Below are 23,432 nucleotides of genomic sequence, written 5' to 3'. Positions count from 1 at the left end.
GTGATTTTAATTACTGTTAAAATGTAACAAAAGTAGGAAAAGTAACAAAAGTAGGAAAAGTAGGAAAAGTAGGAAAAGTAGGAAAAAGTTAAATAAGATAAGTGATACATTAAGTCATACATTTTCTTAGACGCGATCGCAAACACATTTATTACAGACTGGAATTTATGTAAAGGAATTGTGCTAGTACCACAACATTAGGCACAATCGAGACAGTTTTGTAAGCGGTTCTTCGTGCGAGATAGCTCGTCTTGAGGAAATGGTTTTGTAATTAAGTTAACAAAGGTTTTTTACAAAACCAAGCTATATCTATCAGGATTTGACATCTAATCTATGAAAATACTGGTAACTGGAACTGAAGGCTATATCGGTTCTTTATTAGCCCCAATCTTGATAGAACATGGTCATGAAGTTATTGGGGTTGACACAGGATTCTATAAAGTTGGTTGGCTGTACAACGGTACCGAACTCACAGCCAAAACTCTTAATAAAGATATCCGCCACATCACAGTTGAAGATTTACAGGGTGTTGAGGCAGTCATTCATTTAGCTGAACTCTCTAACGATCCCGCTGGACAGTTACGTCCTGATGTGACTTATGAAATTAACCATCAAGGCTCAGTTCAACTTGCTCAACTAGCTAAAGCAGCCGGTGTGCGTCGCTTTATCTATACGTCTTCGTGCAGTGTTTATGGCATTGGTACAGATGACTATGTTACGGAGGAGTCTTCTGTCAACCCCCAAACGGCATACGCTGAATGTAAAACCTTGGTAGAGCGAGATGTTAAGTTGTTAGCTGACGATAGTTTCTCTCCTACCTTTTTGCGGAATGCCACCGCCTACGGCGCATCTCCCAGAATGCGTTTTGATATTGTGTTAAATAACCTGTCTGGGCTGGCATGGACGACTAAAGAAATTAAGATGACAAGCGACGGTACTCCTTGGCGGCCGCTAGTTCATTTGCTAGACATTTGCAAAGCAATTGTATGTACGCTAGAAGCCTCGCGCGACATTATTCACAACCAAATTTTCAATGTGGGTGACACCGCTAGCAACTATAAAGTCAAAGAAATTGCCCAGATAGTAGCTGAAGTTTTTACTGGATGCCAGCTTTCTTTTGGTGACACTAGTGCTGATAACCGCAGCTATCGGGTTTCTTTCGAGAAGATTAACACCAGGCTACCGGGATTTAAGTGTGAGTGGAATGCAGTTAAAGGCACGCAGCAGTTGTTCGATGTGTTTACTGCTATCGATATGTCAGAATCCACTTTTTTATTTAAAGGATTCACTCGTTTGAAACAGCTGGAATATCTGATTCGTACTCAGCAAATAGATCAAAATTTCTTCTGGGATCAGTCATGCTATTCACAGAAACTGCACTCAAAGGTGCATTCGTTATTGACATAGAGCAACGGCAAGATCCTCGTGGCTTCTTTGCTCGTACTTTTTGCGCCCAGGAGTTTTTGGCTCACGGTTTAAAGCCAACAATTGCACAATGCAATCTAGCCTTCAACCACAAAAAGGGTACTCTGCGGGGTATGCATTATCAAGTTACTCCAGCAACCGAGGTAAAGTTGGTTCGTTGTACTCATGGCGCTATTTATGATGTAATCATCGACTTGCGCCCTGAATCTCCTACATACAAGTTACATCTTGGTGTTGAGCTATCAGCCGAAAACCGTAGAGCTTTATATGTGCCTGAGATGTTTGCTCATGGTTATCAGACGCTAACTGATGCGGCTGAAGTTGTCTATCAGATGAGTGAATTCTATGCGCCAGATTACCAGTGTGGCTTGCCCTATGACGATCCAGCTTTTGAGATTGAATGGCCTTTACCTGTAAGTGAAATTTCTGAGAAAGATACAAGCTGGCCTTCGTTTGAATCTGTTTTAGACTCTACCCCCGTCTAAGCAGACGTGAGGGTGTAAGGGTTTTCATATACCTCTATTAAGTTACATATAACAGTGTGGGAGCTAACAAATGACTACGACAACTTTGCAACCCTCTGTACAAAATGGTACAAATGTGAATCTTTGTGGCTGTCGATTCTGTGGGACAAAGTTAAAGCACACCTTTGTAGATTTGGGAATGTCACCATTGTGTGAAAGTTACGTGACAGCTGAACAGCTAAACCAAATGGAACCCTTTTATCCATTGCATGTCTACGTGTGCGATCGCTGTTTTTTAGTTCAACTTCAAGAATATGTCAGTCCGCAAGATATCTTCAGCCACTATGCCTATTTTTCGTCTTACTCTGATTCTTGGCTACAACACGCAAAAAATTATACCGAAAAAGTAACAGCTCGCTTTGGACTTAACTCTTCAAGCCAAGTAGTAGAAATAGCTAGTAACGATGGTTACTTATTACAATACTTTGTAGCAAACGAAATACCTGTCCTGGGTATAGAACCAGCAGCTAATGTCGCTGAGGTAGCGATCGCAAAAGGCATTCCTACAACTGTCAAATTCTTTGGACAAAACACAGCAGATGAATTAGCTGCTAATGGTAAGCAAGCAGATTTATTAATCGGTAACAATGTGCTTGCTCATGTACCTGATATCAACGATTTTGTCGCAGGTTGTAAAATTTTACTTAAGCCTGAAGGTGTCATTACTATGGAGTTTCCCCATTTAATGCGACTAATAGAGGGAAACCAATTTGATACTATTTATCACGAACACTTTTCTTACTTATCCTTACTCACAGTAGAAAAGATTTTTGCTACTCATAATTTAAATATCTTTGATGTAGAAGAGCTGTCCACACATGGTGGTTCTCTGAGAATTTATGCTTGCCATGTAGACGATAGTTCTAAATCTATCACTCAGCAGGTAAAAGAATTAAGGGCAAGAGAAGAAGCAGCAGGATTTAGCAACATAGAAAGTTATTTTTCTTTTGCTGAAAAAGTCAAAGAAACCAAGTTTCAACTTTTGGAATTTTTGATTGCAGCTAAACGGCAAAAAAAGTCAATCGTTGGTTACGGCGCTCCTGGTAAAGGTAACACTCTCTTGAATTATTGTGCAATTAGAGAAGATTTCCTTAGTTACACTGTAGACCGAAATCCCTTCAAACAAGGTAAATTTTTACCAGGAACTCATATCCCAATCTTCCATCCAAATAAGATTCAAGAAACTAAGCCAGATTATCTGTTGATTTTACCTTGGAATCTGAAAAATGAAGTCATGTCCCAGATGTCTTATGTACGTGATTGGGGTGGAAAATTTGTCGTCCCGATTCCTGAAGTCAATGTCTATTCTTGAGCAAGAAAGCAACTTGAATTTAATCTGATTTATCAATACCAAAGGATATTACCATGAAAGTAGTTTTATTTTGCGGTGGTTTAGGAACAAGATTAAGAGAATTATCCAGCAATATTCCTAAACCAATGGTTCATATTGGCTACAGACCAATATTGTGGCATGTGATGAAATACTATGCTCATTATGGACACAAAGATTTTATTTTGTGTCTTGGTTACAAAGCAGATGTGATCAAAAATTATTTTCTCAATTATGATGAGTGTGTTTCAAACGATTTTACTTTACAGGAGGGAGGCAGAAAAATTCAATTGGTAAATAGTGATATTGAAGATTGGAATATTACTTTTGTTGATACAGGCTTGACTTCAAATATAGGTCAAAGGTTCAAAGCAGTTGAAAAATACTTAGACGGGGAAGAGGTCTTTTTAGCCAATTATAGCGACGGATTAACAGATTTACACCTACCTGACTTAATTGAAGATTTTTATAGACATAAGAAAATAGCCAGCTTCCTGTGTGTCAAACCATCGCAAAGTTTCCATTTAGTTTCAACACAAGAAAATGGTCTAGTAAATGATATCCAAAGTGTGCAGCAAGCTGGTATTAGGATAAATGGCGGTTTCTTTGTATTTAACAAAGACATTTTTAAATATATTGAATCCGGCGAAGAATTAGTACTTGAACCATTTCAAAGACTAATTAAAATAAAAGAACTAGTAGCTTATAAATACAACGGTTTTTGGGCGTGCATGGATACCTTCAAAGAGCAGCAGCAGTTAGATGATATGTATTGCCAAGGTAATGCTCCTTGGGCAGTATGGAATCTTCTTGAAAGGAAGGCAAAATACTTGGAATATAGCCGAAATTATCAATTTACTAATGATTCGGTACCAATTAGTTTGGCTAATAGTTAAATACCAATATATTTTATAGTAGATATTTAGTAAGGATATCTACTGTAACTATTATTTAAAATAACTATCTCAAATAAATTATTCTCTAAAAAACAAAAATCAGCAATATGCTAAAATTTACTTTCGAGGATAAAAAAAACTTCGACTATAAAGTTTTATGTTTAGGAGCACATTGTGATGACATAGAAATTGGTTGCGGAGGTACGATATTAAAATTGGTAGAAACTTACCCAAATATTATGTTTTATTGGGTTGTATTTAGTTCAAACTTACAAAGAGAAGAGGAAGCTTATAACAGCGCTAATAGATTTCTAAAAAATACACATATAAAAAATATAGTAGTTAAACAATTTAAAGATGGATTTTTCCCTTTCATAGGAATTGAAATTAAACACTTTTTCGAGGAATTAAAACGAGAATACAGTCCTGATTTAATTTTTACTCATTATCGCCAAGATTTGCATCAAGATCATCGCTTAATTTCCGAATTTACTTGGAATACATTTAGAAACAATTTAATTTTAGAATATGAAATACCTAAATATGATGGTGATATGGGAAATCCTAACTTCTTCGTTAATTTAAGTAAAGAAATTTGCCAAAATAAAATTCAATATATTATTGAGAGCTTTCCGTCGCAAAATAATAAACAATGGTTTACAGAAGAAACCTTTTTATCAATTTTAAGGCTGCGAGGAGTTGAATCTAATTCACCCAATAAATATGCAGAAGCTTTTTATTGTCGCAAAATAGTTTTTTAGCTCGAATCTCCTTCGAGCTACTGTAAGGATTCAGAATAGTATAAATAAATTTTATTTATATAAAATTTTTATTCTGAATAACTTTTTGCAACACAACCCATATTTTACAGTGATTTAATAAAATGTATAACAATATTGATATAAACAATAGTATTAATATAGAAGATATTAGCAATGAGATGTATCTGTTAATGTCGGTACTTTATCCTATTTGTCGTAGTATTACCGGCGATGGCTTACGAAAAACACTACAAATTATTCAACAACATATTCCTTTAGTTATACATGAGGTTCCTAGTGGTACTCAAGTATTTGATTGGACGATTCCCAAAGAATGGAATATCAGAGATGCCTTTATTAAGAACTCACAGGGTGAAAAAATTATAAATTTTCATCAATCTAATCTCCATATAGTTAATTACAGCATCAATATTCATGAAAAGATGTCATTGCAAGATTTAAAAGGACATCTTTTTACATTAGAAGATCGCCCTGATTGGATTCCCTATAGAACTTCTTATTACAAAGAGAACTGGGGCTTTTGTCTTAGTCATAATCAATTATTGGAGCTAAAAGATGAAGAATATGAAGTTTACATCGATTCTTCTTTAGATAATGGCTCTTTAACTTACGGAGAGTATTACATTAGAGGAAAAAAAGCAGATGAAATTATAATTTCGTGTCATATCTGCCACCCATCGCTTTGTAATGATAATCTCTCAGGTATAGCATTAGTAACCTTTTTAGCCAAGCACCTCAGCCAAATTTCACCCTCTTATTCCTATCGTTTTCTGTTACTTCCTGGAACCATTGGTTCCATTACTTGGTTAGCTTTAAATGAAGCGAATGTTGACAAAATTAAACATGGTTTAGTTGTAACCTGTGTAGGCGATCCGGGCAAGTCTCACTACAAAAAAAGTCGTCAAGGTAATGCCGAAATTGATAAAGCTGTTACTCATGTCTTGAAAAATTCTGGTCAAGATTATGAAATTATGGAGTTCTCTCCTTATGGCTATGATGAACGGCAGTTTTGTTCACCAGGCTTTAACCTTCCTGTCGGTTGTTTCATGAGATCACCTCATGGTACTTATCCTCAATATCATACATCTGCCGACAATTTAGAACTTGTACAACCTCAATATCTTGCTGATTCTTTATCAAAAATTTTGTCGGTTTTAAATATTATAGAGAATAATAAAAAATATTTAAATCAAAACCCTAAATGTGAACCGCAGTTAGGTAAACGAGGGTTATACAGTGCTATAGGCGGGCAGATTGATCCAAAGAAGAATGAAATGGCTATGTTGTGGGTTTTAAACTTATCTGATGGTAATCAAACACTATTAGAGATTTCGGAAAAATCAGGCATAGAGTTTGATGTGATTAAGAAAACAGCAGATACATTATTGCAGTTCAATTTGTTGGAAGAAAAAACTTAATTTTCTGATTAATTACCTCGACAATACCTTGAGTAGTTCGGGTAAGGATTCAGGTGTAATGTCTAGGAAGCAGTGATAGGTGAGACAGATAATTATTAGAGTCAGCCACTAATGCTTGTACAAAAAAATCAATCACAGACTTACTTTGACGACAACAAATCTGCACTACCGTTAACAATTTGGGAGTGTGTTTAAATCTCTCTATCGAACGGGAGCAGCCACTAATACTTTTTCACTTTAAAAGTGATACAAATAGACGGCAGGGGAGCAAAAGGCAAAGGGGAGAGAATTAAAGACGAATCATTTGTATCAAGTATCCTAATTATGCAATTTAAATGGGGAATAGATGATAAGGGGTAAGCACTAAAAAAAGTAAAATACTACTGCCTTGGTTAATACCAAATTTTCGTCATTTACCTGTTTGACTAGGCTTCATCATCTGATGTTTCTTCAATCTCGATTTCCCAAGGTTGTCCTTTATAATCTGGTGAAAAAAGGTGAATTTTGGCTTTATTGGAAAACTGCTTCAGCTTTTTGATGAACTGGGGAATAGCATCGACTATATGCAGATAACTTTCTATGTCATAACAGATAATGAGTAACATCAAAGGGCTAGTATTTATCTTGAAATACCAGTGACAATTTGATAGTAAAACTCGCATAATTGGCCCGCAGGCTTGATAAAATCGCCTGCAAGTAGCTTCTTCTAATTGCCTGTAGAATAACTCGTTAAGTATAGGTGATCCAGTTGGAGGCAAATCATCTGCCGGAAGGGGGGATTTATTCATAGCAAATAACTAGGGATTGGGAATTATTAGTCAAAAAAAACAATGCTCCTGCATGTTTTCATCACGCAATCTTTGAATAGATGGCGCAACAAGCAAGCACTTTTGTAGTTACACCCAAAGTCGGAAAATCATAGTAAATGTTCTTGTTTTTGTGTTGCAAGCCATTGCAGTTCTAACCACAAACGCGGATCTGTCTGCTTTACCTTCGACATCGGATCTCGCAGCAGATGTGTAGCATTTAGGCAGACAACCTCAACTAATCCTGCATATTCTGCGACTTCTCTGAGTATAGATATCTGGGCTTTAACAGCAGCAATCAGATTGTCAGGGCAATAAATTGTGAAGTATGGCAGAAAGTGAACACGAGGTCTTCCCCAATAAGACTCAATGAGTTTAACATGACAGTGTTTTAGCAATTCATTGACTTGTGGGAAAGAATGAGCAATAATCGTTTTGAATTCTTTGACTAGTTCTTGTTCATACCAACTTGTGTTCATAGTTATAACTTTCATGTTGAAAGTAGCAATTGGGAATTTTTAATTGTGAGTTAGTTTTTCTACTAATCACTTGATAACTCGGCATTTACCAGCTTTTTCGCGAAGGTTTTTTTAGGTACTGTGTAGTACAAAAAGGTCGGCGAAGCAATTTTTTACTAATGTTGGTTCCGTTTCCCTCAAACACTATCAAGTGCAACACTTGCTCTAGAAAACGCCGCTTGTCAAAAATACCTTGAATCAGCACTTCTAGTTCAGTTGCACCCTTGGCAGGAAAATCTTCTCCATCAATGGTGCACCAGGGTAAAAACTCCTGCCAGTCTGAGGTTAATGTACCGACTCGTGCTCGATTTCCATAAGTAATAACTAGGAATGTATTGTAGTCAAACAGCTTTGGTATTTGTTGACAGTAGGTCTGAATTCGCTGATAACCTTCTTTGAAAGTCGCTTGTTCATCACTTAGCTGAATCGAGACAATAACTGCCAAGGGTAAACCGTTGATAAAGACAACTACATCAGGACAGTGAGTATAACTCCCCTCAACTACAGTCAAGGGATGAATAGCTAGCCAATCATTGTTCAATAGATTAGACGTATCAATGAGCCACACAAAGTCATGAACTATTTCTTCGTTATACAGGTATTCAACTTCCACACCATTGGTCAATAATTTGTGAAAGCGACGGTTATTTTTCAGCAAGTCGGAACTCGGAATGTAAGTAATCTGATGGATAGCTGCAACGATCGCTTCATCCGGTTTTGTCGGGTTAATTTTCTGCAAAGCGTTATGGAGGCGCTCACACAAAACCACATCACTATAATTACTCCGTCCGATCTGGTGCTTACCTAGAGTAATGTCTGGCTCTAATAAAACTGTGTAGCCAATGACCTCGAACCAAGTGAGCGCACAATCTGCGATCGCTTTACCCACCGCAGGCATCGCAGATTGTGTGGAATCAAAACGGCGGCGAAGTTTTTTTGTAACACGACTCGCTTTGGCAGTTGTTTTTTTTAGCTGTGCTGGATTCATGAAGAAGACTTAATTTGAGTCAATGCAGAAGCTAGTGCCTAGTTACTGGCATTGGTTGGTATATTCACAGATGGAATATACGACTTGATAGTAACTATCAAAGCTAAAGTTGATCGGCAAGATTGTATCTTGTGCTACTTATTACCAATAATATTGGTAATAAATTAGAATTACCTCTGTTTAATGCTTAACTTTTATCTCCTGCTCTAAAAACAGGTTTCCAATATCAAATAAAAGTTGCATAGTACCTCGGTAGCCAACCTTGGTGAACTGACCATGATCTAAACGGTCAAAAATCGGAATCCCTTGACGGTAGAGAGGAATTTTTAAGCGTTGAGCGATCGCCACTCCATGAGAGTTGGTAATGAGTAAATCAGACCCAACCGCCAATTGCTCAAAGTCTTCCAAATCACCGATAGTGACGCTCTTGATCGGAAGTTTTTCTAACAGAGGAAAGCGTGTTGTTGTCACTGCTGCGTGAATCTCAACTCCTAGCGATCGCAAAAAAGCAACTGTTGACCAAAGTAAATCTGGTTCTAGCGCCAAAGAAACTCGCTTGCAACCAAAGTAAAAGTGATTTTCCAACATTACAAATTGCAACTGACGGCGTTGACGGCGATATTTTTCCGGAACTCTGACACCACTGATATCCGCCAATGCTTGCAGAAATTTATCTACTGCTGCTAGCCCCGTCAATTCACCAAATACTTCGTAAGGTATATTGAATCTCTGCTCTAAAATTTGCGCCGCACCCCGCATACTATCACCTAGTGCCAAAGTGAATACAGAACTGCCAATTGAGCGTAATTGTGCTGCATTTGTACCATTAGCTGTAATGGCACTAGAAGAATCTTCTATATGACCATCTAATGAGCCAGAAAGGTCAGGTATAACAATAGGTACAAGTCCAAAAGAAGTGACAATCTCTTTAATTTCCTGTACATCACCTGGTGTGAAGGCAGAACTCGCCAAAATAGTTATTTGTGTAGGACAAGCATCTTGCTTAGAGCTTTTTTGAGGGATTTCCCTGACTATACTCTCAACCGCCCCAGCAAAACCATCCTGTAATGTACCTTTGAAATCTGGTGTAGAGACAAGCACAATTGGTAAATAATCCAGTTCTGGGTGACGGTGGCGAATCTCCTTCACAAAGCGTCCCATATCATCGCCTCTGGTTTCCACCAGCCCAGTGCTACAAAGACCGATAATTTCCGGTTTGGATCTCTGCACCAAAGTTAAGATTGCTTGTTCAACTCTTTCCTCGCCCCCCAAAATGGTTGCAACTTCGGTCATTGCTGTACTGGAAAGAGGAATCGACTGACGGAAATGTTGTACTAATACTGCCTTAGTCAAAGCAGTACAACCTTGAGAACCATGTAATAAAGGCATGATTCCCTTCAATCCCAAAAAGGCTAAAACTGCACCCACAGTTTGGCTTTGCTTCAGGGGATTAACTGCAACTGATGTACTCGTAACGCTAATAATCGCCATTAGATTTCCTCCTGTTGAGAATTTCCTGCTTCTTCTACTCCTACTTCCCAGGGGGCTGGCTGGTATACTTGCTCCCACACAGGGTTGTAAAAAGCGGCATACAATTCTCGTGCTACTTCTAAAATTCCTATATACCCTGCATAAGGATGGTTGCGTTCTTGATTAACGTCTAGGAATGGAATTCTAGCTGTGAGAGAAGTATCTTGATAGCGCTTCTCAGCAATTAACATATCAGCTTTATTTTCGTTAATTATCTGTAGGATTTCTTCAGGATTATTTTGCTCTAGAATTATGCCATCTTGACCTAGCAAACTTTTGACTCTAATTTGATCCTCATCAGTATTATTCTTAGTCAGAATAGGAATAACTTCCATCCCCAATTTTTTAGCAGCAAAGATAATTAACCAACTCTTGAAACTTCCAATAGAAAGGATAATGCGCTTACCTTGTAATTGGGTAATATACAGAGCGAGTTTTTCATCTATTGCAACAGTTTCTTCTGCAATTAGTTTTTCTGTACGTTCCTGCAAATCAGAATTACCTAACTTTGCAGTAATATTCCTTAAACATTGGTTGATTGACTCTATACCATAGATAGACTCTTCAATATAGGGGATACCATATTTTTTCTCCATCCCTTTTGCCATGTTAATTAGTGCTTTAGAGGAGAGCAACAAGTTAAGTTTGGCACGATGGGCATAGCAAACTTCTTTGTAGACAGCATCGCCTGTAATTTTTGCTAACACTCTGATACCTAATTTCTCCAATAACGGTATAAAATTCCATATTGCACCTGCGATATTATGTTCACCAATTAGGTTGATGTCATAAGGTGTACTAGTATCTGGTTCAGATGTTCCAATAACGTGTTCTAGCAACGCTTCACCAGCAACACGATTGCCCAAATTTTGGTTCCCAATAAAGCCAGGACAATGTACAGGGATAGTGGGTATTCCTGTTTTTTCAGTAGCATTTTTGCAAACTCCCTCGATATCATCCCCAATCAAGGCAGTGATGCAAGTGGAGTAAACAAATACCGCCGTCGGTTTGTAGCGTCTTGCTAATTCTAAAATGCCTTTGTACAGCTTTTTGGCTCCACCGAAGATGATATCATTCTCATCGATGTCGCTGGTAAAACGTATTTTGTACAGCATCGAACCAGAAGAGAGACTGCTGTAACTTCCCCAAATACTGGCAGCACAGCCACTTGGCCCGTGAACTACATGAGCAGCATCAGTGATTGGTACTAGGGTAATCATCGCACTATCAAAAGCACAACTTCCTTGAGTAGTTCCAGGTTGGGGTAATTGTGTGGAGGACTTTTTTTTATGCAGTTTCTGCTGCTGAGGAGTACCTTCGGAATTTGACTCACTGAATGAATCGTTGATTTTTTCTGGGGTAGGATTCATTTGTTTGGTGACAATAGGTAGAAGTTATTAGATGTTAAGTGAATTCCAAAAGGCTTTGATATTTCATTTATTAACCGTGTATCTAAAGCATGGAATAAAAGGGAATGAGAAAAATAGTTTCCCATCCCCTAGAACATAAACACCAACTACGTTAGAGAAGGAGAAAACAAAAACACGAACTAGACTATTAAAGTATTAATTTTGCCGTGTACACCTTGGTAGATTAGTGTTAACACAGTGATTCAAATGCAGAGAGTTAAGATTGGCTATTCCACTACCTCCATTTTAAAGGATTGGTCAGAGGGTGGGCCAAAATAGCCCACCTAATATTTACTCTGTATTTAGCACTGGGGTCTGAATGAGAACCTTACTTTTTCTCGCTACCAGAAACTATTTCTACATTGCCTTTTTTCAGTGCTTCTAGTGCTTCACCTTCAGCATCTTCTTGCTTCTTAGCAGCATCTGCTTGGCTAATTAGTTTGGCAGCATTTTCCTCACTTTCAAGAATACCGAATTCAATCAACAAATCTTCTAACTCATCCATTTCGATAGGTGTGGGAACAGCGAGATTTGTATTATTGATAATCTTGTCTGCTAGTGTACGGTATTCATTAGCTTGGTTGCTATCGGGTGCGTATTCGTTTACAGTCATCCGACGCAATTCGGCGTGTTGCACGATATTGTCACGGGGGACGAAGTGAATCATTTGAGTACTTAATCTAGCTGCTAGAGTGCTAATCAGTTCGTCTTCCCGATCAGTTTTCCGGCTGTTACAAATCAGTCCACCCAAACGTACACCACCAGTGTGAGCATATTTGAGAACCCCACGAGCAATGTTGTTAGCTGCAAACATTGCCATCATTTCACCAGAGGTAACAATGTAGATTTCTTGGGCTTTACCTTCACGAATTGGCATCGCAAAACCACCACATACAACGTCGCCCAATACGTCGTAAGATACGAAATCTACATCTGAATAAGCGCCGTTTTCTTCGAGGAAGTTAATGGCTGTGATGATACCCCGACCGGCGCAACCTACACCAGGTTCTGGCCCACCTGATTCTACACATCTGATATTGCGGAAACCTGTGATTACAACTTCTTCGAGTTCAATATCTTCCACAGCGCCCCGTTCAGCAGCTAAATGCAGCACAGTAGTTTGAGCTTTACAGTGTAAAATCAAACGAGTGGAGTCAGCTTTCGGGTCACATCCGACAATCAAGATGCGTTTACCCACTTCTGCCATTGCAGCAAGGGTGTTTTGGGAAGTGGTAGATTTACCAATACCACCTTTACCGTAAAAAGCAATTTGTCTAATTTTGTCGTCGGACATGATAATTTATCCTGCAATTGTTTGTTTGTTGAGTGTGTCGGTTTATGAGGGGATTGTGCTGTAAAATTACAGCAGCGACCTTATGTAGAACGTCATTGGAGGTGCTCGTTCTACAGCAAAAAGAGTCCGAATAAAGAACATATTCAAGTTTTAGTCAGTTTTCGTTGACTTAGAGTTATTACTCAAGGAATATTGCAAGTATTACCATCCACTCACTTAAATGATTTCTCTAGCGGTAGCAATACCAATTGGAAAAAAGAAAGCCACAAATAGACCATTTGTAGAGACGCGATGAATCGCGTCTTTACTACAGATTCCAAGCCGGAAACTCAAATTGAAATCCGAATTACGAATTGAGCATCATCAGTTGTTGTAATCTTCTGAAGGTTGCTCATACCTAAAGAGTGATTGCAGCAGGATTTAAATTTATGCCAAATTTTCCTCTAACCACACAACCAACCATTGCAATCCACTCTAAACAGTCGCTACAACTTCCCCGATTTTGCTAATATCGTAACCGCCGAGAATTTCAAATTGGGAGTGAACCATTCGATGTCCCAAAGTACTGAGCAACTGCTGTACAGGTGCTTCTTCTAAATATTCCTTGAGAATCACCAAATCATATCGTGACTGATGTAAAGGGATAAATCCCAGCCCAAAAGCGGTAGCTACAGATGCCGTACTCATACCAGCATCGGCAACTCCTCTGATTACAGCTTGGGCAACATCTTGGTGAGTTTTGAGTATATTGTCAAAGCCCTGAACAGCATCGAACGGTATCTGCTCCTTTTGGAGTGTTTGTTCCAAAAGCATCCGACTACCAGAACCGATTTCGCGGTTAACAATAGTCGCTCCAAGGGCAACTAAGTCACTAACTGTTCTAATTCCCATTGGGTTCTCTGACTTCAACAAAAGTCCCTCTTCCCAGACACCAAGGGTAATCAGAACTGCTTCCCTACCAGCCAGAACATCTCGAACAAAGGGAGTATTATACTCACCAGTTTCAGGATCGTACAGATGCATCCCAGCGATGTGGGCTTCACCTCTGCATAGACTGTGCAATGCAGCCATGCTATTGGCAAAGTTATATTGGACTCGCAGTTGGGGATGCCAGCGTTCCGTGGCTCTTGCCCATAGTGAAATCACAGGGGCACAACCAGCAATGACAACTGTATTGTGAAGTGTGTCGAGATTATCGTCTAAAAGACGGACTCGAACCTTATTTGTACCTGTAAGGCTTGTACTTTCACCGTCAGCCGGAATCATATCTTGGCGAAAAGCATCCTTACCAATCAAGGGATAAGCTATCCATTGTCCGCCCACACGAGCCATGCTAACTCGTAGTTGCTGACCATTAGAAACAGGTTTGGCAAGAACGGCTTCAATTTCAGGTAAATCCCGCTCTAACCAGAATAGATCCTCAACTTGACAGCCAAGGGCTTTGGCCAAGCGAAGTGTTATGGCAACAGAGGGAGCATATAGTCCCGACTCTACACCACTAATAGTTTGACGAGTCACATTAGCGATGTTAGCCAAATCTTGTTGGCTCATGCCTAAGCGAGTTCTAATCGACTTCAAGTTATTACGGAGGTCACTATCCTGCTTCATTGGCTTTGTCTCTTGGTTTCAAAAAGCCGTAGCGGATTTAAATATTGCATCTGCCAAGGCGAAAGTCTGGTCTTTGAGTTTATATCATTTCTCTTTGACGAGTTTTTGTGCTTTCGCTGTCTTGATTCCCCATATAAAAAGACTATCACAGAAATTGCCAATTTGCTTGCCAAGCGCAAATTATTTTTGCGGGTGGTTACTTTTTAGGCACTTACCAGTAATAAAATACCCTGCCGTCGATGAAAGCCCCTATCCTATCTCGTAAAGCCAGGAACTTTCGCAGCTTTACATCAATCCAGATGAGGATTGATGCCACGGCGATCGCACTCAACTTTAATACTGTCGTTGATTATTGGGAGCAACCAACGCGATTTTGTGAGGTTCGGTGAAAAGAGCAGCACCACATTTGCTCCCGGTGTAGCCCTAGACATCACTATATTTGCACATAGCTCTTTTAATAGTGCCTGGAATAAATACCAACTTTACAGGTATTAAATTAGAAAAATGTATAGACAAGTACAATACTTGCTACCAACTAGGTGGTAAATTTTACGACTGATAAAGAATTAAAAAGCGATGAACTTAACACCCAGTGAGTTAGAACGCTATCACCGCCAAATGATGCTTCCCAATTTTGGAGAAGCAGGACAAAAGCGCTTGAAGTCTGCAACGGTTCTGGTTACAGGTGTAGGTGGATTAGGCGGTACATCAGCACTTTATTTGGCAGTAGCAGGTGTTGGGCGGCTAATTCTAGTTCGGGGTGGTGACTTACGCCTAGATGATATGAATCGTCAGGTTCTGATGACAAATGATTGGGTAGGTAAGCCAAGAGTATTCAAAGCCAGAGAAACTCTGCAAGCTATTAATCCTGATATTCAGGTGGAAGCAGTTCATGATTACGTTACAAAAGAGAATGTAGACTCTTTAGTGCAATCTGCTGATATAGCTGTTGATTGCGCTCACAATTTCACAGAACGGAACTTGCTCAATCAAGCTTGCGTGCGCTGGCAAAAACCAATGGTGGAAGCTGCAATGGACGGAATGGAAGCTTACCTAACGACGATTATTCCTGGTGTCACTCCTTGTCTATCATGCTTGTTTCCAGAAAAACCGGATTGGGATCAGCGTGGGTTTGCGGTTCTCGGTGCTGTTTCTGGGACACTAGCTTGTCTTAGTGCATTAGAGGTAATAAAGCTGATTACTAAGTTTAATGAACCCCTATTGTCACAACTGCTAACAATTGACTTAATGCGAACGGAATTTGCCAAACGACATTCTTATCGAGATCCTTCTTGTTTGGTGTGTGGTAGCAGTTCTTGCTCGGAAGATTTGTAAATAGTTGGATACTTGTAGCGATCGCTCCATAAGCGGATCGCCACAACTTATCTACTCATATCGAGCTATTCTGTAGCAATTATGACATCTGACGCTTTAATCACAGCGATCGCTTGTTTTCCCTCTTGAAGTTGGAGATGCTCTACCGATTCCTTGGTAATAATTGCAGTTACTTCCACCCCAGGCACAATTTCTAATGTTACCTCAGAGTTGACTGCTCCTGGATGAATTTCCTTAATAGTTCCTTTTAAGGAATTACGAGCGCTAACTTCCATACTTTAATACTCCTTAGTTATAAGATAATTGTGAACTAAGTAATAGTAACAATTATCAAATTGTTGGATTATCCTCATTTAGTGAGATGTTATCTTCTCCCTTACAGAAGAACTTAGATATCATACTGGTATTAGAAGATGCTGAAAAAGTTGATAATAGACAGTTAAAGTTTGGCAGAACATTCATTCAAAACTGTTTTTAGTAATGTGTCTACTTAATTATTTTGGTACATTCTGATAATTATTGGTACATAAGCTAATCGTCATTCATTTTTCTAGAATGATTCACTCGTAGTAAGGACTATACAAATGATTGCCGCTGCCAATAATCATTTTCTGAACGCTGCAATTTTGATTCAGTTTATCCAAGATTTTAAACTTGTATCTTTTGCTTTGGATCTGCCAATTTTTTTTTCAGTGCTAAACTCATAGTCGCAGCTAGTAATAGTCCCCAAACATAGTTGGGTTCGGGTACCGATTTGGTGGGGCTAGTAAAGCCATACTTATGCAAAACTTGCTGTCCTTTCTCTGATAAAATATAATCTGCTAGTTTCTGTGCATTCGGGTCAGCATTTTTGATAACTGTTAAACCGAATGGTGCTGCAACAGACAAATAATCTGGTAGTCCAACTACTTGCAGACTCGGATCAATTTTTTGCGATGCGATCGCGCCAGTATAGTAACTTAGGAAAACATCTGCTTGCTGAGTTTTGTCAAGAAAATATACTAAGCTGTCCTGTCCTGATGGGACTATTGGGGAGTTCGTTCCACCTGTTAATTGCAAGGCTTTATTATTGAGGGTATCAAAACTACCAGGTTTTTTTGAATTAGCTTGAGTAAATATCTGTTGAGTGTAGTCTCCAAGAGGATCTAATATAGGTGTTGCAATTCCCAACTTGATGTTGGGATTTAATAAGTAATCTAACACCTGATTTGGTGTAATTTTTGCCTGAGAATACTTTGAGGAAAACACGGCTACAATCTGGTTTTGAGTAAATTCCACTGGCTGACTGCTCAACCCCTTAATGTAGAGTTTTTGGGGATTTCCAATATCTGCACTAGCAAAGACATCAGCAGTAGGCTGTCCCAGTTGGAGTTCTGTTTCTATTGCTTGCTCTCTAATCCCTGATGGCCCAAATACTGTATTTGTTCCTATTCCTGTTTCTTGGGTGAAGTCTTGACTTACTTCCGTTAGTGCATTTCTTAAACTACCTGCTCCATATAAGTTGAGATTAGCTGCAAAAGCTTGATTTGGTATCAGAACACTAAAGGCACAAGCTGCCAAAGAACCTGTCAAAAAATATTTTTTCATCTGTTCCCTAGAACCTTCAAGTTTTTGAGTATTTTATCTTCAAGTCTCACATTACCAACTTAGTTGGAAAAATGTCAATCACTTTATATAGACAAATGTTGGCTTTGTTACTTACAATCCTCGGTTAAGAAAGTTATCAGTTGAGGCAAGCAGTTATTGAGCAGTTCTTGAGAAAGCATTATTGCTCAATAACTCTTTTTCATACCCTGCCTCAACAGCTTATCCAAACCGTATTGGGCTTTGTTAATTATTGAAGATATGGTGGGCGTAAAGCAAGTTTTACGCCAGTCATGCTCAATAGATTTGCAAATGTCTCCAGAAGTTATTGCTGATATTATTGAGATTGACAACCTTAGTCTCTATGTCAGAAATATTTTGGTTTCAAAGGAGAAGGAGGAGCAGATAATATGACGATATTTGTCACATTACTAACGTAACGACCTCCAGCTTTGTCACCTGGAACTACTAAACGAGCAAATCCTTCCTCTGTTAAAGGCACGATTTTACCATCATTACCTTTTTTTGCAAATGCAACTAGCACTGTTTTCCCTTCAAAGTTAGGTTGAATTTCACCAATAGCTACGACTGCACCATAGCAATCTGTGGCGTCAACTAGAACATATTGCCTCAAAAAAGAGTTTTTACTATTCACCCCAGAATTCCCAGGTTTTAGACCACCTCCGGCTTTCGGATTATTAATTAATTCCCATAGGGGGATTCCATAGTATGTTTCTGTTCGTGGCCCCGAGCCGGTTTGAAAGCTGACAGTGATTTCTGTAACTAATGCTGGATTTTGTTTTTTTAAAGCATCTTGTAAATTTCGCAGTTTTTGCAAGTTATAAGTAGCTGGATTATTGAGTTCTCCACCCAAGCGAAAACTTTGCGAAGAACCTCCAAGACACTTATTTTTATCCCAGACAGAGGGTGTTTTTTCTTCTTTTTTTGAGGGAAGACTACTTCTTGAGTCAGCTAAAGTAGGCTGCCATAAAACCAGTATCGATAGCATTAAAGACGCAATGGGTATCGTGCGGGTAAAACGCATAAAATCCTTCTCCGTTTACTATTGAATATTGAGACAATTAGATAGTTTTGCTCAACAAAAATTAGTATCGTCATCGCCAAAATTGAACAATTTGACAAGAGATTCTGTTAGATAAAAATCAAACCGCTTCTATCGTTAAACTTTCAACTCTTTACCAAACGCTACTAAATAGCTAGTTTTTAATATGAGTTATTAAAAACTAATAAATCCTGACGCCAAAGTTAGTCGCAAACCTCTTGTTAGATTTGCGTTTTTCCAAATGGATAAGTGTATCTGTGTAATCTAATGAAGATAATACCAACTTATTGAGTAAAATACCAACTAATATAGTAATCAAACACGAACAAAATTAATTTTTATTTCTTTTTAAAATAGTTCAGCTTAATATTGTATAAAAACTAAGCTGTCGTTATTTGCCTTATAAATAGGTAATTATCAAGTTAATAAACTCTTGATAAGTAAGACTCACCTATAAATTGGAAAACTGTCCGAGTTATGGGGAAAGGTTGTAGTTGTTCCGACATTATAGTTAAAGCAAAACCATAGAGCGACTAGACTACTCCGTATATATAGCAGTCGCCATCTGAATTAGGACGTAGGATATATAGAGAAGTGATTGATTTCTGCATTCCTATGGCAAACGCTTACAGTTATGACCTACGACGGAAAGTGATAGAGGCGATTGAACTCAATGGGATGAAGCGCTGCGAAGCCAGTGAATTCTTCAACGTCAGTCGTAATACCATCAATACATGGTTTCAGCGTCGGAGGGAAACGGGTGACTTTAATGCCAAAGTCAGAAAGCATCAGGGCAATGGGCACAAAATCACTGACTGGGAGAAGTTTCGAGCATTCGTAGAAACCTACGGAGACAAAACTCAGGTGGAGATGGCCCAACTGTGGGAAGGTGATATTAGCGATCGCACCATCTCACGAGGGCTGAAGAAAATCGGATTTACGCGAAAAAAAAGACCTATGGGTACAGCGAACGGAATGAGGACAAACGGTGAGAGTTTCTCCAACAGTTAGCCACTATTAAGCCTGAGTTGATTGTGTATGCCGATGAGGCTGGCATGAATGAGCGCGACGACTATGGTTACGGCTACAGTCTCCCTTGGATTTCGCTTCTATGATTTCAAGTCAGGTCGCAGAACCGGGCGAGTTAATATGATTGCGGCGTTGTGTGCCCAGCAGTTACTAGCACCATTCACGATTGAGGGAGCAAGAATCGCCAAGTCTTTGAGACGTGGTTGGAAGTATGCCTGATTCCGGCATTAAAACCAGGGCAGAAGTTGGTGATTGACAACGCCACCTTTCACAAAGGTGGACGCATTGACCAATTGGTGCAGGCTGCTGGTTGCGAGGTCTGGTACTTGCCACCTTACTCTCCTGATCTAAATAAAATTGAGCGGGGAAAAGTCTTGGCTAAAAAGTCGTATCCGCAAGCAACTGGAGTACTTCCCTACCTTGCGAGCGGCGATGGAGTCTGTTCTGAGTTTAGTGTCCTAACCAACCTGGCGGTTGCTATACAACCAATAGACTAAATAAATGCTACGATTCTTATTGCAGTGAATAGAGCGATAGATGGCTAATCGCTCAATTTCATCAACTGCTTAAGAACTTCGCAAAATGTTCTTTCTGGCTCAACTCCTGCGTTTTAACAACTGCAATCTTAAATATCAAACTAAATTAAAAATGCCTACTGTACCATCGTCATTTTGACTGCAATATCGCATGGTTTACCAAAGTACGCTGAACTTGTCACTAAAATATCTACACCAGTGCTAGCATAATCCTTTATATTTTCAGAGGTAATACCACCAGCTGCTGCTAGTTTTAAGTTTGGATACTGCTGCTTCAATTTCAAAACTAGAGGCTCAAGGTCTGGTAGGGGAATTTTATCAAACTGAATTAAATCTACACCTGCTTGAGCAGCCATCCAAGCATCTTTTGGTGTATCTACTTCAAGGCAAATATGTTGTTCTGGAAACTGTCGTCGCAGTTCATTCATGCGCTCAATTAACCCACCTATACCTCCCAGGAATATCAAGTGTTGGTTAAAGATCAGAACTGTTTCAGATAATCCTAAGCGATGAAAAAATCCCCCACCAGCTAGAACTGCTTTGATGGAAAGCGCCCTAGTACCTGGAAAACATTTACGAGTAGTCACAATAGAAACAGACTGATTTACTGATGAAGCAGTATCTACTAATACTCTTGTACGCGAAGCAATGCCGGAGGCGTATTCCATCAAATTTAAAGCAACTCTCCAGCCACTGTGCAAAGCTTGAGCAGTGCCACTAGCTTGAAGAATTAATTGCTTTTCTTGGCAGACTGCACCACTTTCGATTTGATAATGAACTTCGGCACCACAATATTTTAATACTCTGGCTGCTTCTTCAGTAGCGCAGATGGTCATCGGGTGACGGGTAGAAAACTCGATTTCACCAGGTTGCTTGCCAATGCCAAGTCCGTAGGTTGTCAAATCTAAGTAAGGAACATCTTCCTGAATTAACCTAGCGATCGCCTCATCTGAGAAGAAAACACTCATTTTAGTTTTATGATCGGCTGACAAATAAATAGCTAAATCAAGATTCCCATTAAACCTAATCTCATTCAGTTGTAGGAATTGTAATAATTACTACTATTGTCCCAAATAGTTGGTAACAAAATAAATTTGTTAAGAAAGAATATCTACCTCAGTCGCCAAAATTCGTTAAATGCTGAAAGCATTACAGTGCCGATTGGCTCTCAGAATTACTTTTTTTTACAATCTCGATGCAGGTGCTTAGTCTTATTCGATAGGAAAAATTCAATTTCTACACAAAAGGCGATCGCCTCTATTTTCTGGAAACAAGTAGTTAACTAAACAATACAAAAGGCAGTTAGCTTTCTTACAGATTATTCTGATTATATAAATGCAATTATAGCAGTCATACCTACTTTGTAAGCATATCCCCACTCAAAAAGTTGGAGATATGCTTACAGTTGATTTAGAAATGCTGTATTTTTAAACCTACTTTTCGTTTATACAGTAGTAAAGTTATACCACCCGTGACTAACATGGCAGGTATTGAATCTGATTCAGGAATTGGTGTAATTTGACCCGAACCGCTGATTGTGTTGCTAAACTGGCCAAAATCATTCACTCGACGACCGGTAGTAACTAAAAAGTATTTCTGTCCTGTAACGAGTTCTCGGTTGAAAGTAACAGTACTACCATTAGTAGTGGTATTTGCTATAAGAACATTGGTTAATTGTTCAGTAGGATTGAAACTATCCTGATATAAAGTTAAGAAAATATCCCATTTTCTATTTGCAGGTGGTGTAGGTTCAGATTCACCACTTATATTATATAAACCTGATTGATCGACCGTAAAATCAAATACACTGTAAGGTACACTCATTCCCAAATTTCCATCTTTTTCACCACTGATAAGAGTGGGAGGATTTCCTGGTGCTACACGCCGCCAAATCGGTTCATTTGTTGTATCTCCCTGATAAGTAAAGGTAGCAGCTTTGGAGGGTTGAGCGGTAGAAACAGTAGCTAGTGCTAACCCTAGAATAACCATTAATGGTTTTTGAAAAAACTTTGTTTTTAACATAAATTATCTCCTTGGATTTACTAATAGCTTATTTCAAAAATCTTGAGAGCGAGAAACTTCTCAAGCAGATTCTCGGTTGTGAGTGAGACTTGACAGATGGCGATCGCATAGATAGGATTCTGGCAGATGTCTCAACTTCCTCACTAATAATGCTTAAATAGTCCTTGATATGAACATTTAAACTTTATGAATTATTCAACAGTATTTATGGCATATTTTTTAATACAAATTTGTGTTTTTGACTGAAGCTATCATACCAACTTGGTTGGAAAAAATCAATTCAACTACGTAATTAAACGCTGACTTTATCAAAACTTTAAGTAAAAAGTTTTTTTATTTTGCACGACTTACACACATGACAAGACTTCATGAGTAACTACGACTGTGGTGCTTTTACGATGCCTATGGCGAGCGTACCCCTCCTCAAAAGCCAGCTATGCAGAGCATCTTGTTGGCGCAACCTCTGTCTCCGACACGCTATTCGCGTTCGTAGAGAAGCGATCGCAATGTCTACGACGGGCTACGCCTAACCAACATAGCTATTTGATCTCAAAATCCGAGCAACTTCTTACATAGCGTGGAGATATGTTTGTTTGCCTTGTGCCTTCTTTCACTATGAAAGAAAGTAAATGTGGAGACATAACAGCTTATTAATCTTGTCCCTCGACAATTTCTTTTTGGATAAAACTAATTTGTGCAGCTAATTCTTGCCGAGTAGCAGCTTTGAATAGATATCGGAAAACAAACCAGATTAAATAACCAATTCCAGTCAACTCAAAAACTAGATTTAACTGGGGGATGTCATTTATTACATCTAATACAGCTAGAATTATCTTAATTGTAAGAGTCGCTGTAATAATTGTAGCAAAACAAATAATTGGCATCTGGTATTCAGTGGAAAAACTACCTAAGTATTTAGGCAATTGCTCCAAAAACGCAGAGAAGTTACCACCAACTTGCTGCCACTTAGGTAAGGGTTGATTTTCAGATATTAGCAATGGTTGAGTATTAATTTTTGAACTTTCAAATCCTGCGATAGCTTTGGTTGATGTAATATCAAAAGATTTGGATTCTTCTACTTCGCTCTCCCGATGTAATGGTTTATCAGCAGCTAGTAGCAATGGCTGAGTATCAATTTTTGAACTTTCAAGTACTGCGATAGGTTTGGTTGATGTAATATCAAAAGATTTGGATTCTTCTACTTCACTCTCCCCAAGTTTACTATTTTCTTCAGCGATAACAGTTTTCTTTTGCGCTACACGGATATCATCCTTAGCCAACTTCATCAAAGGGGAGTAAATGGCATTGTACATATCGCGTGCCATATTCACCGCA

Annotated in this window: 25 protein-coding genes and 1 pseudogene; 11 read left to right on the top strand and 15 right to left on the bottom strand. The window is 38.9% G+C overall.

Features of this window, described 5'->3' with window-relative positions:
• Nucleotides 1-333: 333 nt before the first annotated feature.
• The 6 genes from RMZ43_RS26005 to RMZ43_RS25980 all read left to right on the top strand — a co-directional run bounded on the left by RMZ43_RS26005 (nt 334) and on the right by RMZ43_RS25980 (nt 6,375).
• Nucleotides 334-1,407 (top strand): SDR family oxidoreductase, encoded by a 1,074-nt coding sequence (locus RMZ43_RS26005; protein ID WP_322652602.1) that lies wholly within the window; start codon nt 334-336, stop codon nt 1,405-1,407.
• Nucleotides 1,359-1,910: a dTDP-4-dehydrorhamnose 3,5-epimerase gene (gene rfbC, locus RMZ43_RS26000; RefSeq protein ID WP_322651842.1), complete on the top strand. Its 552-nt coding sequence runs from the start codon at nt 1,359-1,361 to the stop codon at nt 1,908-1,910. The genes RMZ43_RS26005 and rfbC overlap by 49 nt, the downstream gene beginning before the upstream one ends.
• Before the next feature lie 70 nt (nt 1,911-1,980).
• Nucleotides 1,981-3,261 (top strand): class I SAM-dependent methyltransferase, encoded by a 1,281-nt coding sequence (locus RMZ43_RS25995; RefSeq protein WP_322652603.1) that lies wholly within the window; start codon nt 1,981-1,983, stop codon nt 3,259-3,261.
• Nucleotides 3,262-3,314: 53 nt separating this feature from the next.
• Nucleotides 3,315-4,175, top strand: coding sequence for a glucose-1-phosphate cytidylyltransferase (locus tag RMZ43_RS25990; protein ID WP_322652604.1), 861 nt, complete (start codon nt 3,315-3,317; stop codon nt 4,173-4,175).
• Between the two features lie 107 nt (nt 4,176-4,282).
• Nucleotides 4,283-4,936 carry a PIG-L deacetylase family protein gene (locus RMZ43_RS25985; protein ID WP_322651845.1) on the top strand — a complete coding sequence of 218 codons (654 nt, stop codon included), beginning with the start codon at nt 4,283-4,285 and terminating at the stop codon, nt 4,934-4,936.
• 122 nt (nt 4,937-5,058) lie between these two features.
• Complete coding sequence (locus RMZ43_RS25980) at nt 5,059-6,375, top strand: DUF4910 domain-containing protein (protein WP_322652605.1); 1,317 nt, start codon at nt 5,059-5,061, stop codon at nt 6,373-6,375.
• 49 nt (nt 6,376-6,424) lie between these two features.
• On the opposite strand, the pseudogene RMZ43_RS25975 reads toward RMZ43_RS25980, so the two are convergent.
• The 9 genes and pseudogenes from RMZ43_RS25975 to RMZ43_RS25935 all read right to left on the bottom strand — a co-directional run.
• A pseudogene (locus RMZ43_RS25975) lies at nt 6,425-6,607 on the bottom strand (IS66 family transposase); the annotation flags it as partial.
• Nucleotides 6,608-6,800: 193 nt separating this feature from the next.
• Entirely contained in the window at nt 6,801-7,163 is a 363-nt protein-coding gene (locus RMZ43_RS25970; protein ID WP_322651847.1) for a hypothetical protein, read from the bottom strand.
• 128 nt (nt 7,164-7,291) lie between these two features.
• The gene (locus RMZ43_RS25965) at nt 7,292-7,660 is read right to left on the bottom strand and encodes a hypothetical protein (RefSeq protein WP_322651848.1); all 369 of its coding nucleotides are present in this window, start codon (nt 7,658-7,660) and stop codon (nt 7,292-7,294) included.
• 85 nt (nt 7,661-7,745) lie between these two features.
• Complete coding sequence (locus tag RMZ43_RS25960; protein ID WP_322651849.1) at nt 7,746-8,687, bottom strand: type I restriction endonuclease; 942 nt, start codon at nt 8,685-8,687, stop codon at nt 7,746-7,748.
• A gap of 180 nt (nt 8,688-8,867) precedes the next feature.
• Nucleotides 8,868-10,178 (bottom strand): nitrogenase iron-molybdenum cofactor biosynthesis protein NifN, encoded by a 1,311-nt coding sequence (gene nifN / locus RMZ43_RS25955; protein ID WP_322651850.1) that lies wholly within the window; start codon nt 10,176-10,178, stop codon nt 8,868-8,870.
• A complete protein-coding gene (gene nifE / locus RMZ43_RS25950; RefSeq protein ID WP_322652606.1) occupies nt 10,178-11,587 on the bottom strand; it encodes a nitrogenase iron-molybdenum cofactor biosynthesis protein NifE in 1,410 nt (469 codons plus the stop codon). The genes nifN and nifE overlap by 1 nt, the downstream gene beginning before the upstream one ends.
• A 367-nt stretch (nt 11,588-11,954) precedes the next feature.
• A complete protein-coding gene (gene nifH, locus RMZ43_RS25945) occupies nt 11,955-12,920 on the bottom strand; it encodes a nitrogenase iron protein (RefSeq protein WP_322651852.1) in 966 nt (321 codons plus the stop codon).
• Nucleotides 12,921-13,394: 474 nt separating this feature from the next.
• On the bottom strand, nt 13,395-14,528 hold the full coding sequence (locus tag RMZ43_RS25940; protein WP_322652607.1) for a substrate-binding domain-containing protein: 1,134 nt from the start codon (nt 14,526-14,528) through the stop codon (nt 13,395-13,397).
• A gap of 290 nt (nt 14,529-14,818) precedes the next feature.
• Nucleotides 14,819-14,959: a hypothetical protein gene (locus tag RMZ43_RS25935; protein ID WP_322652608.1), complete on the bottom strand. Its 141-nt coding sequence runs from the start codon at nt 14,957-14,959 to the stop codon at nt 14,819-14,821.
• Nucleotides 14,960-15,104: 145 nt separating this feature from the next.
• Between RMZ43_RS25935 and RMZ43_RS25930 the strand changes: the two genes are divergently transcribed.
• The gene (locus RMZ43_RS25930; RefSeq protein ID WP_322651855.1) at nt 15,105-15,863 is read left to right on the top strand and encodes a HesA/MoeB/ThiF family protein; all 759 of its coding nucleotides are present in this window, start codon (nt 15,105-15,107) and stop codon (nt 15,861-15,863) included.
• A 65-nt stretch (nt 15,864-15,928) separates the two neighbouring features.
• Here RMZ43_RS25930 and RMZ43_RS25925 read toward each other — a convergent pair whose 3' ends face one another.
• The 3 genes from RMZ43_RS25925 to RMZ43_RS25915 all read right to left on the bottom strand — a co-directional run bounded on the left by RMZ43_RS25925 (nt 15,929) and on the right by RMZ43_RS25915 (nt 18,492).
• On the bottom strand, nt 15,929-16,138 hold the full coding sequence (locus RMZ43_RS25925; protein ID WP_094352046.1) for a TOBE domain-containing protein: 210 nt from the start codon (nt 16,136-16,138) through the stop codon (nt 15,929-15,931).
• Nucleotides 16,139-16,511: 373 nt separating this feature from the next.
• Nucleotides 16,512-17,450, bottom strand: a complete 939-nt coding sequence (modA, locus tag RMZ43_RS25920; RefSeq protein WP_322651856.1) for a molybdate ABC transporter substrate-binding protein — start codon at nt 17,448-17,450, stop codon at nt 16,512-16,514.
• A 364-nt stretch (nt 17,451-17,814) separates the two neighbouring features.
• Nucleotides 17,815-18,492, bottom strand: coding sequence for a hypothetical protein (locus RMZ43_RS25915; protein WP_322651857.1), 678 nt, complete (start codon nt 18,490-18,492; stop codon nt 17,815-17,817).
• Nucleotides 18,493-19,125: 633 nt separating this feature from the next.
• On the opposite strand from RMZ43_RS25915, the gene RMZ43_RS25910 reads away from it, so the two are divergent.
• From RMZ43_RS25910 to RMZ43_RS25900, 3 genes are read left to right on the top strand one after another with little or no spacing between them, the layout of a single operon-like run.
• On the top strand, nt 19,126-19,521 hold the full coding sequence (locus RMZ43_RS25910; RefSeq protein ID WP_322652609.1) for an IS630 transposase-related protein: 396 nt from the start codon (nt 19,126-19,128) through the stop codon (nt 19,519-19,521).
• 48 nt (nt 19,522-19,569) lie between these two features.
• Nucleotides 19,570-19,758: a hypothetical protein gene (locus RMZ43_RS25905; RefSeq protein WP_322651859.1), complete on the top strand. Its 189-nt coding sequence runs from the start codon at nt 19,570-19,572 to the stop codon at nt 19,756-19,758.
• Entirely contained in the window at nt 19,743-20,036 is a 294-nt protein-coding gene (locus RMZ43_RS25900; RefSeq protein WP_322651860.1) for a transposase, read from the top strand. Before RMZ43_RS25905 ends, RMZ43_RS25900 begins: the two co-directional genes overlap by 16 nt.
• A gap of 155 nt (nt 20,037-20,191) precedes the next feature.
• On the opposite strand, the gene modD is transcribed toward RMZ43_RS25900, so the two are convergent.
• Both modD and RMZ43_RS25890 read right to left on the bottom strand, forming a co-directional pair.
• Nucleotides 20,192-21,043 carry a ModD protein gene (modD, locus tag RMZ43_RS25895; RefSeq protein ID WP_322652610.1) on the bottom strand — a complete coding sequence of 284 codons (852 nt, stop codon included), beginning with the start codon at nt 21,041-21,043 and terminating at the stop codon, nt 20,192-20,194.
• A 442-nt stretch (nt 21,044-21,485) separates the two neighbouring features.
• Nucleotides 21,486-22,097, bottom strand: coding sequence for a PEP-CTERM sorting domain-containing protein (locus RMZ43_RS25890; RefSeq protein ID WP_322652611.1), 612 nt, complete (start codon nt 22,095-22,097; stop codon nt 21,486-21,488).
• Between the two features lie 368 nt (nt 22,098-22,465).
• Between RMZ43_RS25890 and RMZ43_RS25885 the strand changes: the two genes are divergently transcribed.
• Nucleotides 22,466-22,627 carry a hypothetical protein gene (locus tag RMZ43_RS25885; protein ID WP_322651863.1) on the top strand — a complete coding sequence of 54 codons (162 nt, stop codon included), beginning with the start codon at nt 22,466-22,468 and terminating at the stop codon, nt 22,625-22,627.
• A 120-nt stretch (nt 22,628-22,747) separates the two neighbouring features.
• On the opposite strand, the gene RMZ43_RS25880 is transcribed toward RMZ43_RS25885, so the two are convergent.
• Nucleotides 22,748-23,432: CAAD domain-containing protein (locus tag RMZ43_RS25880; protein WP_428850926.1), on the bottom strand; the 685-nt coding region annotated here is incomplete at its 5' end.

Origin of the sequence: Nostoc sp. CmiVER01, assembly GCF_034531135.2 — a bacterium.
Lineage (GTDB): Bacteria > Cyanobacteriota > Cyanobacteriia > Cyanobacteriales > Nostocaceae > Nostoc.
Note: the sequence above shows the minus strand (reverse complement) of the source record. Positions and strands in the feature narration are given on the sequence as shown.